A 15,395-nucleotide genomic window follows, 5' to 3' on the forward strand; every position below is an offset into this window, starting at 1 on the left:
AGGGTTACAGTGCTGCTTCGAGGATACGGCGGCTGCGCGCGAGGTCGATATCGCGGTGTTCGCCGAGGGAGGTCATGCCATGTGCTTCCAGTTGCGTCAAAACCGCTTGCACCGCTTCCTGGCCCAGCTGATAGGCCGACAAACGGGTCGGGATGCCCAGCCCTTCAAAGAAGGCGCGGGTGCGGGCGATGGCCGCGGCGATACGCTCGTCGTCGCTGCCCTGCGTGATGTTCCAGACACGTTCGCCATATTGCAGCAATTTGCCGCGTTTCTGCTCGCGCTGCACGTCCAGCAGTGCGGGCAGCACCAGGGCCAGGGTGCGCGCATGGTCGATGTCGTACAGGGCCGTCAGTTCGTGGCCGATCATGTGGGTGGCCCAGTCCTGCGGCACGCCGGCGCCGATCAGGCCATTCAGGGCCAGGGTGGCCGTCCACATCAGGTTGGCGCGGGTGGCGTAATCGTCGGGCGAGGCGACCGCCTGCGGCGCGATCTCGATCAAGGTCTGCAGCAAGCCTTCGGCAAAGCGGTCCTGCACCTTCGCCTGCGCCGGATAGGTCAGATACTGTTCCGTGGTGTGGACAAAGGCGTCGACCAGGCCATTAGCCACCTGCGTGGCCGGCAAGGTAAACGTTTTACTGGGGTCGAGCACGGAAAACTGCGGGTACAGCAGCGGGTTGCGAAAACTCAGCTTGTCCTGCGTGGCTTTTTCGTCACCACGCCGCCGCTGTTCATTTCCGACCCCGTGGCCGGCAAGGTCAGCACCGTGCCGAACGGCAGGGCGCGCTGCACGTTGACGCCGCCGCGTTCGGCGATTTCCCACGGCTCGCCGTCGTACAGGGCGGCTGCGGCGACGAACTTGGTGCCGTCGATCACGGAGCCGCCGCCAACGGCCAGCAGGAAGTCCAGCTTCTCGCCGCGCACCTGGGCCACGGCGCGCATCAGGGTTTCATAGCTGGGATTGGGTTCGATGCCGCCAAACTCCCGCACCGTGCGCTGGCCCAGCGCAAGAGCAGTACGCACTTCGGCGAGGGTACCGGTCTTTTCCGCGCTGGCGCCGCCGTACAAGATCAGCACGCGCGCATCGTGCGGCACCAGGGTGGACAAGTTGGCGACGGTATCAAGACCGAAGACGATACGGGTCGGGTTGTGGAAGTCAAAATTCTTCATGCTGCAACTCCTTTTATTATTAGACTGGTCGTCTAGAATACTGTTCAAAAAAACGCGGACGCTCGTCATCCGCGTATCTGGCGCCCTTATTGATCCGGCGGCAGCTGCAACATGGCCAGGGTCGCCCGCCAGGCCGTTCGCAAGGCGCTGGCGTCGCGCCGCAGCTTGGTCAGCATGGCCGCGCCCAGCCACAGCTGGTACAAGGTGGCGGCCATCTGCGCCGGATCGGCCACCGATGGCAGGGAATCGTCCACCCTGCCCCGCGCGATGGCCAGGGCCAGCCTGGCGATGATGCGGCGGGTGCCGTCGAGCAGCGCCACGCGCATCGGTTCGGACATGTCCGCCACTTCGCTGCTGAGCTTGACCACCAGGCAGCGGCAGTCGCAGCCGCTGCCATCGAGGCTCTCGCTGGTCCAGCTGGCCCAGTAATCCATCAGCGACTGCGCCGCGCTCCGGCCGGGCTGCTCCAGCACGCGTTCCATTTCGTCCAGGTAGCGCGTCACGTAGTCTTCCAGCATCGCTACGCCAAACAGTTCCTTGGACTTGAAGTAATGGTAGAACGAGCCCTTGGGCACATCGGCGGCCGACAGGATCTCGTTCAGCCCCACGCCGGCAAAACCCTTGCGCGTGATGATGGCCTTGCCCTGGTCGATAATGTGCTGGCGCACGTCGGTGTATTCAGCTTTCATGCGACGATTGTAGCACAATTAGACCAGTCGTCTAGTTCAAATTGCACCCAGAGAAAAATTCTGGGGTCAGACCCTCAAGGCCGCCAACGCAGAGGCTTGCGCTAACGGGTACGGGGGTCTGACCCCGGTATGCAGCTTAGGCGAACTTCTTGAAATCCGGCTTCCTCTTTTCAAAGAAGGCCGTAAACGCTTCCTTCGCCTCCGCGCCGCCCAGCATGGCGCTGAACAGCTTGTTTTCGTCGGCGATGGCCGCCTTCATCGGCTCCATGCGGCTTTGCTTCATCAGGCGCTTGGTGGCGCGGATCGACGCGGCTGGCAATGCCACCAGCTTGGCGGCCTGGCCTTGCGCGAAGGTCATCAGGTCATACAGGGGCACGACTTTCGACACGAGACCCATTTCCAGCGCTTCGCTGGCGGGGAAGGACTCGCCCAGCATCAGCTTTTCCGCCGCGCGCGGGTAGCCGGCCAGTTGCGTGAGCAGCAGGCTGGAACCGAATTCCGGGCACAGGCCCAGCTGCGTGAACGGCATCGAGAAGCTGGCGTTGTCGGCCGCGTAGACGAGGTCGCAGTGCATCAGCAAGGTCGTGCCGATGCCGATGGCGGGGCCGGAGACGGCAGCCACCACGGGCTTGCTGCTGCCGTACAGGGCGCGCATGAACTGGAACACGGGACGGTCATGGTCGAGCGAGCCATCCTTCGGGCGCGCCGTCTTCATGAAGTCGTCGAGGTCGTTGCCGGCCGTGAAAATCTCGCGCTTGCCGCAGATCAGGATGGCGCGTACTGCATCGTCCGTCTCGGCCGCCACCAGCGCGTCGGCCAGGGTCTGGTACATGGCGCCCGTGATCGCATTCTTGCGTTCCAGGCGGTTGAATTCCAGGGTCAGGATGCCCTCGCTCTTACTGCACAAAATATCCATGTCGTCTCCAAAAGATAAAGGGCGCCGAGGTATCCCCAGCGCCCAAGTTTTGACTAATCTTATCTGACCACTGACGTCACGACGCCTGGCAGAAGCGTAGCGAGCGGCAGCGAGTTGTGGCCGGGACGCGCAACTGTGCGAAGGCACAGTGAGCATCGCAGGCCGCGAATCGCAACGCGCAGTAGCTTATGCCAGGTGTCATCAGACGCGCTCGAAGATGCCTGCTGCACCCATGCCGGCGCCCACGCACATCGTCACCATGCCGTACTTCTGCTTGGTGCGCTGCAGCGCGTGGATCACGGTGGCGGCGCGGATGGCACCGGTGGCGCCCAGCGGGTGGCCCAGGGCGATCGCGCCGCCCATCGGGTTGACCTTCGATGGGTCCAGGCCCAGGTCGCCGATCACGGCCAATGCCTGTGCGGCAAACGCTTCGTTCAGCTCGATCCAGTCCAGCTGGTCTTGCGTGATGCCGGCGGCGGCGCAGGCGGCTGGAATGGCGAATTTCGGACCGATGCCCATGATTTCCGGCGGCACGCCGCGCACGGCGAACGAGGAGAATTTCGCCAGCGGGGTCAGGTTATGCTCACGCAGGATTTTTTCGCTGACGATCAGCAGCGCGCCGGCGCCGTCGGACATCTGCGAGCTGTTGGCGGCCGTGACGCTGCCCTTGGCGGCGAACACGGGCTTCAGTTTTGCCAGCGACTCCATCGACGAATCGGCGCGCGCGCCTTCGTCGGTGTCGACGGTGCGGCGCGATACGTCCACCTGGCCGGTGGCCAGGTTCGGCGTGCGCGTGATGATTTCCACGGGTGTCGTTTCCGCCTTGAAGAAACCGGCTTGCTGCGCGGCGATGGCGCGGCGGTGCGATTCGACGGAGAACGCGTCCTGCTGTTCGCGCGACACTTTCCATTGCTGCGCCACTTTCTCGGCCGTCAGGCCCATGCCGTAGGCCATGCCGATGTTCTCGTCGCTGAACATGTCCAGGTTCATTGATGGATGGTGGCCCATCATCGGCACCATCGACATCGACTCGATGCCGCCGGCGATCATGACGTCGGCTTCGCCCACGCGGATGCGGTCGGCCGCCATGGCGATGGCCGTGATGCCCGAGGCGCAGTAGCGGTTGACAGTGACGCCACCGACGGTTTTCGGCAAGCCGGCCAGCAGCACCGAGTTACGCGCGATATTGAAGCCCTGCTCCGCTTCCGGGAACGAGCAGCCGATGATGGCGTCGGTGATCAATGCCGGGTCCAGGCCAGGCGCTTGCGCCAGGGCCGATTGCAGCACGCGCACCAGCAGGTCGTCCGGGCGGGTGTTTCTGAACATGCCGCGCGGCGCCTTGCCGATCGGGGTGCGGGTTGCAGAGACGATGTACGCGTCTTGAAGTTGTTTGCTCATTTTGTTCTTTCAAAGATGTTGAACGAGGTTCGTGTTCTGTCGAATGTCCTGGGTGGCGGTCTATCGCTTCTGCGACAGATACCAGTCCACCGTCACCTGTGCCGCCAGCGTGCCTTCGGCATCGAAAATATCGACTGCCACGGGAAACGCCACCTTGCCGTCCTGCGCCAGCTGCGCCTTCAAGGCAGCCAGGTCGCCTGGTACCCTGCCTTCGGCGCGCGTCGCGCCCCGGGCCACCTTCTGGTACTGAATGCGCGACTCCTTGGCCACCGGGCGCAAGCCCAGTATCAGCTCGGCGAAGCCGCCAGCCATGGCCGCGCCGGAAGCCGTTTCGGCCAGGGTAAACAAGGCGCCCGCATGCTGCGTGCCCAGGTGATTATGCAGTTTGGGATCGTCCGGCAGCGACACCTTCGAGGTGCCGGCGCCGATCTCGTCGATGCTGATCCCCAGCAGCCGCACGAAGGGCAAGGTGTCCATCATCTGCTGTTTGATACGGTCATACACCATGCTTGGCCTCACGCGCAGCAGTACTTTAAAAACAAGGGACAGGATCGTCATCGACGTTGTGCTTAGTTGCGTACCGGCTTACCGGTCTGCATCATGCCCATGATCCGTTCCTGGGTTTTCGGATGGTTCAACAGCTCCAGGAATGCCTTGCGTTCCATATCCAGCAGCCACTGTTCGCTGACGAAACTGCCCTGGTCCACGTCGCCGCCCGATACGATCTCGGCGATCATCTCGCCCAGCTTGAAATCGTGCGCCGAAATGAAGCCGCCGTCGCGCATGTTGACCAGCTGCGCCTTGATGGTGCCCCAGCCGTAACGGCCCGTCACCTGGATCAGCGAAGGCAGTTGCGGACGGAAGCCCGCGTCGAACATGGCGCGCGCTTCGACCTTGGCCACGTGCAGCAGCTCGTAGGCGTTGAACACGATCACGTCGTCTTCCTTCAGGTAGCCCATTTTTTTCGCTTCCAGCGCCGATTTCGACACGTTGGCGGTGGCCGCATTGGTGAAGCCCGTTTTCAGGAATTGCAGGATATCGTTGCCCTTGGCTTCCTTGTAGGCGCGCTGCGCCGCTTCCTTCAAGCCGCCGCCGGCTGGAATCAGGCCCACGCCCACTTCCACCAGGCCGATATACGACTCGATCGAGGCCACGCGCTTCGATGCGTGCAGGGCCAGCTCGCAACCGCCGCCCAGTGCCAGGCCGGCGACCGCGGCGATCACCGGCACGTTCGCGTATTTCAGCGACATGAAGGTGTTCTGCAGTTCGGCGATGATCGGATCGACGGCTTTCACGCCGCCTTGCATGAAGGCCGGCAGGGCCGATTGCAGGTCGGCGCCGGCCGAGAAGGCGCCGCCTTCGGCCGCGTCGGCGTGCCAGATCACCAGGCCCTTGAAGTTTTTCTCCGCTTCGGCCAATGCCAGTTTCAGGCCGTTGATCACGCCTTCGCCGATCACGTGCATCTTGGTCTTGAACGAGATGATCAGCACATCGTCGCCCGTATGCCAGACGCGCACGGATTCGTCTTCGAAGACGGTGGTGCCGGCGGTCTTGCCGTCGATGGCGCCGCTGCCCAGCACGGGCGCGCGGAACTGCTGGCGGTCGTAGACGGACAGGTTAGAGCGTGGCACGAAGCTGTTCGACACGGCGGAATACGAACCTTCCGGCGTGTGCACGCCGCCTTTTTCAGCGACCGGGCCTTCGAATACCCAGGCAGGCAAAGGCGCGTTGCACAGCGCGTGGCCGGCGTCGATGTCTTCCTTGACCCAGTTGGCCACTTGCAGCCAGTTCGATGCCTGCCACGTTTCAAACGGACCCACGTTCCAGCCGAAGCCCCAACGCATGGCGAAGTCGATGTCGCGCGCATTGTCGGCCACGGTGTCCAGATGGATGGCGATGTAGTGGAAGGCGTCGCGGAAGATCGCCCACAGGAACTGGCCTTGCGGATTCGTCGATTCGCGCAGCGCCTTCATCTTCTTGACCGGATCCTTTTCCTTCAGGATGCGGGCGATGATGTCGGCCGCCTTGGCGCCGCCAGCGACGTATTCACCGGTGGCGAAGTCCAGGCGTTGGATTTCCTTGCCGACCTTCTTGTAGAAGCCCGCGCCGCTCTTCTGGCCCAGCGCGCCTTTTTCCACCAGCTGCGCCAGCACGGCCGGCGTCTTGTAGACGGCGGCGAACGGATCGTTCGGCAGGTAGTCCTGCATGGTCTTGATCACATGGCCCATGGTATCCAGGCCGACCACGTCCGCCGTGCGGAAGGTACCCGACTTGGCGCGGCCCAGCTTGGCGCCGGTCAGGTCATCGACAACGTCCACGGACAGGCCGAATTTTTCCGCTTCATGCACGATGGCCAGGATGCCGAACACGCCCACGCGGTTGGCGATGAAGTTCGGCGTATCCTTGGCGCGGACCACGCCCTTGCCCAGGGTGGTGGTCAGGAAGCCTTCCAGCTGGTCGGCGATTTCTGGCTTGGTGAACGCGGTCGGGATGATCTCGACCAGGTGCATATAGCGCGGCGGGTTGAAGAAGTGCACGCCGCAGTAGCGCGATTTCAGGTCGGCGTCGAAGCCTTCGGCCAGCTTGGTGATCGACAGGCCCGAGGTGTTCGAGGCGAAGATCGCGTTCGGGCCGATGTGCGGGGCCACCTTCTGGTACAGGTCGTGTTTCCAGTCCATGCGCTCGGCGATGGCTTCGATGATCAGGTCGCAACCGGCCAGCAGGTCCAGGTTGTCTTCGTAGTTGGCTACCTGGATCAGCGCGGCGTCATCCTTGTTGCCCAACGGCGCAGGCGACAGCTTCTTCAGGTTCTCGATGGCGCGCAGCACGATGCCATTCTTCGGGCCTTCCTTTGCGGGCAGGTCGAACAGCACGACCGGCACTTTCGCGTTGATGCAGTGGGCGGCGATCTGCGCGCCCATCACGCCGGCGCCGAGGACGGCTACTTTTTTAACGATGAAATTGGTCATATTTTCCTCAAGTCTTAGAACAGGTCTGCGTCGAGTGCCATCAGGTTGGCCGAACCGGAACGCGCCTGACGGATCAGGGTTGCCGTTTCGGGCTGCAAGCGGGCGAAGTAGAAACGTGCGGTAGCCAGTTTGGCGGTGTAGAACTTGTCGCCGCTGGATTCTTTTTCGAGGGCGATCTTGGCCATCTGCGCGAACAGATAGCTGTAGATCATGTGGCCGACGACGCGCAGGTAAGGCACGCAGGCCGCGCCCACTTCGTCCGGATTCTGGAAGGCCTTCATGCCGATTTCCATGGTCAGCTTGGTGACTTTGTCGCCCAGGTCGCCCAGTGGGGTGACGAATTCGCTCATCGCCTCATCGGTGCCATTGTCTTCGACGAAGGCCTTGATCTTTTCGCCGAACTTGCGCAGCTTGGCGCCGTTGTCGCCCAGGATCTTGCGGCCCAACAGGTCCAGCGACTGGATCGTGTTCGTGCCTTCGTAGATCATGTTGATGCGCGCGTCGCGCACATACTGCTCCATGCCCCACTCCGAGATGTAGCCGTGGCCGCCGAACACTTGCATCGCGTCCGAGGTGGCGATCCAGGCGTTATCGGTGATGAATGCCTTGATGACGGGCGTCAGCAGCGCCACTTCGTCGGCAGCGTCCTTGCGCACGTCGGCGTCCGGGTGGTGCAGTTCGCGGTCGATCTGCAGCGCCACGTACGAAGTGAAGGCGCGCGCGCCTTCGGCGTAGGCTTTGCCCGTCAACAGCATGCGGCGCACGTCAGGGTGCACGATGATGCGGTCGGCCGGCAGTTCCGGGTTCTTGATGCCGGACAGCGAACGCATTTGCGTGCGGTCCTTGGCATAGATCAGCGCGTTCTGGTAGGCGATTTCCGTCAGGCCCAGCGACTGCATGCCCACGCCCAGGCGGGCCGCGTTCATGAAGACGAACATGGCGTTGAGGCCCTTGTTCGGCTGGCCGATGATCCAGCCTTTCGCGCCGTCCAGGTTCATCTGGCAGGTCGAGTTGCCGTGGATGCCCATCTTTTCTTCGATGGCGCCGCAGGTGATCGGGTTGCGCTCGCCGACCGTGCCATCCGCGTTCGGCAGGAATTTCGGCACCAGGAACAGCGAAATGCCTTTCGAGCCTTCCGGTGCGTCCGGCACGCGGGCCAGCACCAGGTGCAGGATGTTTTCCGCCATGTCGTGCTCGCCGGCCGAGATGAAGATCTTGTTGCCGGTGATGGTCCAGGAACCGTCCGCCTCAGGCAGCGCTTTCGAGCGCAACAGGCCCAGGTCGGTGCCGCAGTGCGGTTCGGTCAGGCACATGGTGCCCGTCCATTCGCCCGACACCAGCTTCGGCAGGTAGACTTCCTTCTGGTGGTCGGTGCCGTGTTCCTTCAGGCACTCGTAGGCGCCGTGCGACAGGCCAGGGTACATGGACCAGGCCTGGTTAGACGAGTTCAGCATTTCATAGAACGAATTGTTCAGCACGACAGGCAAGCCCTGGCCGCCGTATTCCGGATCGCAAGCCAAGGCAGCCCAGCCGCCTTCGACGTACTGCTTGTAGGCTTCCTTGAAACCTTTCGGCGTGGTCACGCTTTTCGTGACGGGGTCGTGGTGGCAGCCTTCACGGTCGCCGGAGTGGTTCAGCGGGAACAATACTTCGGAGGTGAATTTACCGCCCTCTTCCAGCACCTGGTTGATGATGTCGGCGTCGACGTCGGCGTACGACGGCATTTGCTTCAGTTCTTCTTCCACTTGCAGGAACTCATGCAGGACGAATTGCATATCCCGGATTGGCGCGACGTATTGACCCATAATTTTCTCCTGAAGGCGATTAGCTAAAGTGTTGTACTTGTAGTGCGTGTGCGTTTGTTGCGGATACTGCCTGACGGCTTATTTGCTTGTGACGCAATTCTGGTACGACGCCAGCAGGCGGATAAAGCCCGCTTGCGCCCGTTCGATGCTGCCCGGCACGCGCAGGAAGCGCGCGTCGTGATGCAGGGCCAGGATCAGGCCATACATCTCGTACACCAGCTGCTGGGCGTCCGTGTCCGCTTTCAGGTCGCCCGTGGCGATCGATTGCTCGACACAGCGCAGCAGCGCGCCCTGCCAGGCCCGCACCATGGCCACCAGGGCCTCGCGGATGGGACCGGGACGGTCGTCATACTCGACGGCGCCGCTGATATAGATGCAGCCGGAAGCGATTTCCACGCTGACCCGCTTGACCCAGCGCGCAAACATCGATTGCAGGCGCTGGATGCCGCGCGGCTCTTTCATGCTTGGAAAAAAGACTTCTTGCTCGAAACGATAGTGGTAGAGCTTCAGCACTTCCATCTGCAAGTCTTCGCGCGAGCCGAAGTGGGCAAACACGCCCGACTTGCTCATGTTCATTTTGTCCGCAAGCAGCCCAATGGTCAGGCCTTCCAGGCCGTCGCGGCTGGACAGGTCCAGCGCCACGTCGAGGATGGCTGCACGGGTCAGTTCGCCCTTGCGCATGAATTTGACTGAAGTATTCAAGATGTCCGTTCTAAAAATGATGTTGCCGATTTGGCGGACTGAAGCGAGGGTAAAAAAGCACGCCTCGAAAAAATCCGAACGCTCGTACTATTATCCACTACCACGTAAAAGTCAAACGGGAACTTTAGAGCCGGCGTTCTATTGGTGCAGCGCAGCATTTTTTGGCCGCGTGTTTGGATCGGTTTAAGGCGGCAAAAGCGCCCCGCGCCTTTGCCTTGCAGCAACAAGCACGCCTCAGTCGAGGCCGCCTGCCTTGCTCAGTTGACGGCGGTCGCGCTTGGTCGGCCGCCCCTTGATGGTGCTGCCCGGCTCACGGAACAGCTTGCGCTCCTCGGCCAACTGCTCGCGGCGGGCGATGCTGGCCGGCGTTTCGCCGTACAGCAGGCGCGCCACGCTTGCCGCGCCGCGCTTGTCGGACAGGCCCAGCACGGCCACTTCCCACGTTTCCGCGCCATTGTCGATGGCCAGCTCGTCGCCCACGCGCAGACTGCGCGCCGGTTTCACGCGCTCGCCGCCCACCTTGACCTTGCCCGTGTCGACCGCTTCGCTGGCCAGCGAGCGCGTCTTGAAGAAGCGCGCCGCCCACAGCCATTTGTCCAGCCTGACCGTTGTCATATCACTCATGCATACTTGCCTACTGAAAAAATGCGCATCACCAGCCGGTACGCGAGGAACGCGGCTTCGTAGCCGATGCGCCGGAAGCGGCCGATGTGCTTGAAATCGTCCTGGTGGATCACGATGCCGTCGGCCACGCCCTGCTCGATGTGCTGGCGCAGGCTTTGTGCGAAGGCCACGTCCTTGATCACCACGTTCGCTTCCTGGTTCAAAAACAGGCTCAGCGCGTCAATATTGCTCGACCCCACCGTCGCCCAGTCATCGTCGACGACGGCCACCTTGGCGTGCAGCTGCGTCTTGCGGTATTCGACGATTTTCACGCCGGCGGCCAGCAGCTTCGGATAAAACGAGTGCGCCACGGCATCCTGCATGCGGAATTCGCCCACGCCGATCAGCAACACCACGTCGACGCCCCGCTGGGCCGCCTGGGCCAGGGCGTGGCGCAGCTTGTGCCCGGGCGCGAAATACGGATTGGCCAGCATCACGCTTTTCCTCGCCTGGCCCAGCGCCTGCAGGTAGGCGCGCTGGATGGTGCGGCGGTTGCGCAGGTTGTCGCGCACGACAAAGCCGGCCACGACAGGGTTCTTCGCCAGCTCCTTGCTGACGACGCGCATCTTGCGGTACAGCTTGATACGCCGCACCAGGTTCATCTTGCCCAGACGCGCCCACTGCGCCTGCACCTCTTCATGGATGGCGTCCACCAGCGGGCCCTTGACCTGCACGGCGAAATCCCAGCGCGGCGCTTCCAGGCTGATGTTGTGGTCGTAGTCGCAAAACATGTCGTCGTTGATATTGATGCCGCCCACCAGGGCGATCTCGCCATCGGCCACGCAGATCTTGCGGTGCGTGCGCGTGATGCCGCGCCGGAACCACGGGTTGAAGATACGGTGGTGCACGCCGGCCGCTTCCAGCTGCGCATGCATGGCATTGACCCGGCGGTTGCCCGTGCCGAACCAGTCCGTGATCATGCACACCAGCACGCCGCGCGCGGCCGCCCGCTTCAGCGCGTCGAGCACCAGGGTGCCCGTGGCGTCGTCGGCAAAGATATACGTCTCGAAATACACTTCCGAGCGCGCGCCATCGATGGCCGCAATCAGGGCAGGAAAGTAATCGGTGCCGCAATACAGCAGCTGGATGTCGTTGTGGGCGATGAAGTTGACTGTGCGCATGCCGGCAGTCTACGCGAGTTTCAAAGCAGCAACTATCGGCGCGTGGTCCGACAATTTCGCCCACAGGGTGCCATGCATCACTTGCGCGCCTTCCACGTGGAAACCGCGCACATAGATGCGATCCAGGCGGAACCACGGCAAGGCGGCGGGAAAGGTGCGCGCCGGCACGGGTGTCGGCGTTTTCGTCTGCCGCCGCGCCAGGGTGCGCACGAGGTCGCCCAGGGCCGAGTTCGACGCCCGCTGGTCGAACACTTCCACCACGCCCAGCGCATTGCGCAGCTTGTCGCTGAGCGTATTGCGCCAGTCATTGAAGTCGCCCGCGATGATGACGGGTTCGCCGTTCGGCGCCGATTCCATGACGGCGTCGATCAGCGCCTGCGTCTGCCGGCCCCGTCCCGACTCGAACAGGCCCAGATGGACCACGTAGCAGTGCACCTCGGCCTGCGGCGTCTTGAGCACGCAATGCAGGATGCCGCGCTGCTCGTAGGCATGGTCGGACACGTCGTGGTTGGTTTGCGAGGCGATGGGGAACTTGCTCAGCAAGGCGTTGCCATGGTGGCCATGGTCGTACACGGCATTCATGCCGTAGGCGGAATGGTGCTCGGCGCCGGCAAAGAACTCGTGCTGCGACGCTTCCGGCCAATGCTTGTGGCCGTTTTTCTCGGCGCCAAAGCGGGCCGCATTGCGGTCGTGCTTGCCTTGCACCTCTTGCAGGAACACGACATCGGCATGGAACAGGGCGATCGCCTGCTTCAATGCGTGGACTCTGGGCAAGCCCCGCACGGAAGAGACGCCCTTGTGGATATTATAAGTTGCTACGCGGATTTTCATGCATGGATTCTACTCCCAGACGGGCCCCGCGCGGCGCCTGCGTAGGTGCGCGTGCGCACCTAATGCAGACTTTTTCCGGCGGCCAAGGCTTGCCACGCTCAGGCCAGAAAACTATCGAGGGCGCTGATGCTGCCAACGAGGATGCCGACAAGCCACAACACCCTGACCGCGATGGGTGCGCTGCTCCAGCTGAAGGCGCCCCGTCCACCCGCAAACAGGCGCGGATGCAAGAGAAAGCCCAGCATCAGCAAAGGCAAGCCCGCCTGCGGCAAGGTGGCAGGCGGATGGTCGGGGAAGCATACGGCAGACAGGGCAACAAAGACCCACGACAGAAATAGCGCCCCCAGCATGCGCTTCGATAAAGAAAGTCGAGTCCAATTGAGCATATCAACAAACCTTTCGTCCACACGTGACATCATTAACTAGATAGTAACATCACGGACGATGGCTTGCGATCTGTCAAGCCAGCATGCGTCCCACGCCCGCCGTCACGCTGACGATCAGCGCGGTAATGCCGGCCGCCCAGACGATCTTGACCAGCAAGGGCGCGCCGCGCCAGGCCACCGTGCGCTTGCCCTTGGCAAACGCACCCGGATGCAGCAGCCAGCCGATCGCCATCAGCGGCATGCCGATGGGTGGCGTGCGGCCGGGTACGGTGGAGCTAAACAGCAGGAAGATAAAGCACAGGCAAAAAACGATGCCCAGGGTGCCCAGCAGTTTTTGCTGTGCAGTCAAATGTAACCAGTTCAACATGGCTTGCTTTCTAAAAAAATCAGGTGGGGCGCGCCAGGCCCGTCATGGCCGGCAATTGCAGAATCGCTTCCGCGTTAGATGACGAGAAACAGCGGTCGGCCGCCGCCAGGTAGGGCAGCCACGCGTATTGCAGGTGTTCGCGGGGGCTCAGCGTGATGGCGACGTCGCGCGGCACTTGCACGCTGAACACGTGTTCCGTGTTGCGCGTCACGCCGGGCGCATAGCGGTGGCGCCAGATCGGATAGATCTCGTACACATTCGACAAGTTCCAGTCGCGCAGCACGATATCGCGCCCGTCGGCAACGATGCCGGTTTCCTCGCACAGTTCGCGCGCGGCCGTCTGCAGCAGCGGTTCGTCGACGGCATCGACGGAACCCGTCACCGATTGCCAGAAGCCGGGCTGGCCCGCGCGTTCGATCAGCAAGACGTCAAGGTCAGCCGTATGAATGACGACCAGCACGGAAACAGGGATTTTATGAGTCATATCAACAATGAAAAAGGCGCCACAACAGCGCCTTTTTTTGCATAGTGGATCAAACAGCGGCCACCTGGGCAGCCGCATGCTTCATTACACTACTTTAGGCTCGGCGCTGCGCAAACGGATGTGCAGTTCACGCAATTGCTTCTCGTCCACTTCCGACGGCGCATGGGTCAGCAAGTCTTGCGCGCGCTGGGTTTTCGGGAAGGCGATCACGTCGCGGATCGATTCGGAACCCGTCATCATGGTCACGATACGGTCCAGGCCGAATGCCAGGCCGCCATGCGGTGGCGCGCCGTATTGCAGGGCGTCGAGCAGGAAGCCGAACTTCAGCTGCGCTTCTTCGGCGTCGATCTTCAACGCGCGGAACACTTTCGACTGCACTTCTTCGCGGTGGATACGGATCGAACCGCCGCCCAGTTCCCAGCCGTTCAAGACCATGTCGTAGGCCTTGGCGATGCAGGCGCCCGGATCGCTTTCCAGCATGTCTTCATGGCCGTCTTTCGGTGCCGTGAATGGATGGTGGGTCGCCGTCCAGCGGTCCGCTTCTTCGTCGTGCTCGAACATCGGGAAGTCGACCACCCACAATGGCTTCCACACGTCTTCGAACAGGCCGGCTTTCTTGCCGAACTCGCTGTGACCGATCTTCACGCGCAGCGCGCCGATGGCGTCGTTGACGACTTTCGCCTTGTCGGCGCCGAAGAAGATCAGGTCGCCGTCTTGCGCGCCCGTCTGCTCGAGGATCGTGGCCAGCACGTCGGCAGGCAGGAACTTGACGATCGGCGACTGCAGACCTTCAGGACCCTTGGCTTTCTCGTTGACCTTGATGTAAGCGAGGCCCTTGGCGCCGTAGATGGCGACGAATTGCGTGTAGGCATCGATTTCCGAACGGGGCATGCTGCCGCCTTGCGGTACGCGCAGGGCCACCACACGGCCGCCTTTCATGTTGGCGGCGCCGTTGAAGACCTTGAACTCGACCGACTTCATGACTTCGGTCAAGTCCGTGAAGGCCAGCTTGACGCGCATGTCCGGCTTGTCGGAACCGTACAGGCCCATCGCTTCGGCGAAATCCATCACCGGGAACGGGTTCGGCAGATCGATGTTCAGGGTGTTCTTGAAGACGACGCGGATCATGTCTTCGAACAGATCGCGGATTTCCTGTTCCGTCAGGAACGAGGTTTCGCAATCGATCTGCGTGAATTCAGGCTGGCGGTCGGCGCGCAAGTCTTCGTCGCGGAAGCACTTGGTGATCTGGTAGTAACGGTCGAAGTTAGCGACCATCAACAGTTGCTTGAACAACTGTGGCGATTGCGGCAAGGCGAAGAAGCTGCCCGCGTTCACGCGCGACGGCACCAGGTAATCGCGCGCGCCTTCTGGCGTGGACTTGGTCAGCATCGGCGTTTCGATGTCGATGAAGCCCAGCGCGTCGAGGTACTTGCGCACTTCCATCGTCACCTTGTAGCGCAGGCGCAGGTTGTTCTGCATTTGCGGGCGGCGCAGGTCCAGCACGCGGTGCGTCAGGCGCGTCGTTTCCGACAGGTTGTCGTCGTCCAGCTGGAACGGCACGGGCACGGAAGGGTTCAGCACTTCCAGCTCCGAGCAGACCACTTCGATCTTGCCCGACTTCAGGTTGTTGTTGATCGTGCCTTCGATACGGTTGGTCACGACGCCCGTCACGCGCAGGCAGAATTCGTTGCGCACGGCTTCGGCGACCTTGAACATCTCCGCTTGTTCCGGGTTGCAGACGATTTGCACCAGGCCTTCACGGTCGCGCAAGTCGATGAAAATCAGGCTGCCGTGGTCGCGGCGGCGATGTACCCAGCCGCACAGGCTGACGGTTTGTCCCAGCATGGCTTCGGTAACGAGGCCGCAGTATTCAGTACGCATAGACATAAAATTCTCA

Annotated in this window: 14 protein-coding genes and 1 pseudogene; all 15 read right to left on the bottom strand. The window is 62.2% G+C overall.

The window, feature by feature from the left end; translation table 11 throughout:
* Positions 1–4: 4 nt before the first annotated feature.
* The 15 genes and pseudogenes from ACRHIG_RS00335 to aspS all read right to left on the bottom strand — a co-directional run bounded on the left by ACRHIG_RS00335 (position 5) and on the right by aspS (position 15,379).
* Positions 5–1,167: pseudogene (locus tag ACRHIG_RS00335) on the bottom strand (iron-containing alcohol dehydrogenase).
* A gap of 86 nt (positions 1,168–1,253) precedes the next feature.
* Complete coding sequence (locus tag ACRHIG_RS00340; RefSeq protein WP_489629064.1) at positions 1,254–1,856, bottom strand: TetR/AcrR family transcriptional regulator; 603 nt, start codon at positions 1,854–1,856, stop codon at positions 1,254–1,256.
* Positions 1,857–1,992: 136 nt separating this feature from the next.
* Entirely contained in the window at positions 1,993–2,772 is a 780-nt protein-coding gene (locus ACRHIG_RS00345) for an enoyl-CoA hydratase (protein ID WP_465047129.1), read from the bottom strand.
* A gap of 201 nt (positions 2,773–2,973) precedes the next feature.
* Positions 2,974–4,170, bottom strand: coding sequence for an acetyl-CoA C-acyltransferase (locus ACRHIG_RS00350; RefSeq protein ID WP_099378511.1), 1,197 nt, complete (start codon positions 4,168–4,170; stop codon positions 2,974–2,976).
* A 60-nt stretch (positions 4,171–4,230) separates the two neighbouring features.
* Positions 4,231–4,677 carry a PaaI family thioesterase gene (locus ACRHIG_RS00355; RefSeq protein ID WP_092802187.1) on the bottom strand — a complete coding sequence of 149 codons (447 nt, stop codon included), beginning with the start codon at positions 4,675–4,677 and terminating at the stop codon, positions 4,231–4,233.
* Between the two features lie 62 nt (positions 4,678–4,739).
* Positions 4,740–7,139 carry a 3-hydroxyacyl-CoA dehydrogenase/enoyl-CoA hydratase family protein gene (locus ACRHIG_RS00360; protein WP_489629065.1) on the bottom strand — a complete coding sequence of 800 codons (2,400 nt, stop codon included), beginning with the start codon at positions 7,137–7,139 and terminating at the stop codon, positions 4,740–4,742.
* Between the two features lie 14 nt (positions 7,140–7,153).
* On the bottom strand, positions 7,154–8,944 hold the full coding sequence (locus ACRHIG_RS00365; RefSeq protein ID WP_489629066.1) for an acyl-CoA dehydrogenase C-terminal domain-containing protein: 1,791 nt from the start codon (positions 8,942–8,944) through the stop codon (positions 7,154–7,156).
* 78 nt (positions 8,945–9,022) lie between these two features.
* Positions 9,023–9,625 carry a TetR/AcrR family transcriptional regulator gene (locus ACRHIG_RS00370; protein ID WP_086140281.1) on the bottom strand — a complete coding sequence of 201 codons (603 nt, stop codon included), beginning with the start codon at positions 9,623–9,625 and terminating at the stop codon, positions 9,023–9,025.
* 255 nt (positions 9,626–9,880) lie between these two features.
* Entirely contained in the window at positions 9,881–10,270 is a 390-nt protein-coding gene (locus tag ACRHIG_RS00375; protein WP_489629067.1) for an RNA-binding S4 domain-containing protein, read from the bottom strand.
* Positions 10,267–11,430: a cardiolipin synthase ClsB gene (clsB, locus tag ACRHIG_RS00380; RefSeq protein WP_475417131.1), complete on the bottom strand. Its 1,164-nt coding sequence runs from the start codon at positions 11,428–11,430 to the stop codon at positions 10,267–10,269. Before clsB ends, ACRHIG_RS00375 begins: the two co-directional genes overlap by 4 nt.
* Before the next feature lie 9 nt (positions 11,431–11,439).
* The gene (locus ACRHIG_RS00385; RefSeq protein ID WP_489629068.1) at positions 11,440–12,261 is read right to left on the bottom strand and encodes an endonuclease/exonuclease/phosphatase family protein; all 822 of its coding nucleotides are present in this window, start codon (positions 12,259–12,261) and stop codon (positions 11,440–11,442) included.
* Between the two features lie 98 nt (positions 12,262–12,359).
* Positions 12,360–12,611 (bottom strand): hypothetical protein, encoded by a 252-nt coding sequence (locus tag ACRHIG_RS00390; RefSeq protein ID WP_475417129.1) that lies wholly within the window; start codon positions 12,609–12,611, stop codon positions 12,360–12,362.
* Positions 12,612–12,720: 109 nt separating this feature from the next.
* The gene (locus ACRHIG_RS00395; RefSeq protein WP_046682130.1) at positions 12,721–13,014 is read right to left on the bottom strand and encodes a hypothetical protein; all 294 of its coding nucleotides are present in this window, start codon (positions 13,012–13,014) and stop codon (positions 12,721–12,723) included.
* A 19-nt stretch (positions 13,015–13,033) separates the two neighbouring features.
* Complete coding sequence (gene nudB / locus ACRHIG_RS00400; RefSeq protein WP_489629069.1) at positions 13,034–13,498, bottom strand: dihydroneopterin triphosphate diphosphatase; 465 nt, start codon at positions 13,496–13,498, stop codon at positions 13,034–13,036.
* Positions 13,499–13,582: 84 nt separating this feature from the next.
* Positions 13,583–15,379: an aspartate--tRNA ligase gene (gene aspS, locus ACRHIG_RS00405; protein ID WP_070221635.1), complete on the bottom strand. Its 1,797-nt coding sequence runs from the start codon at positions 15,377–15,379 to the stop codon at positions 13,583–13,585.
* Between the last annotated feature and the right edge of the window lie 16 nt (positions 15,380–15,395).

It is taken from the genome of Janthinobacterium sp. C22, assembly GCF_057919405.1.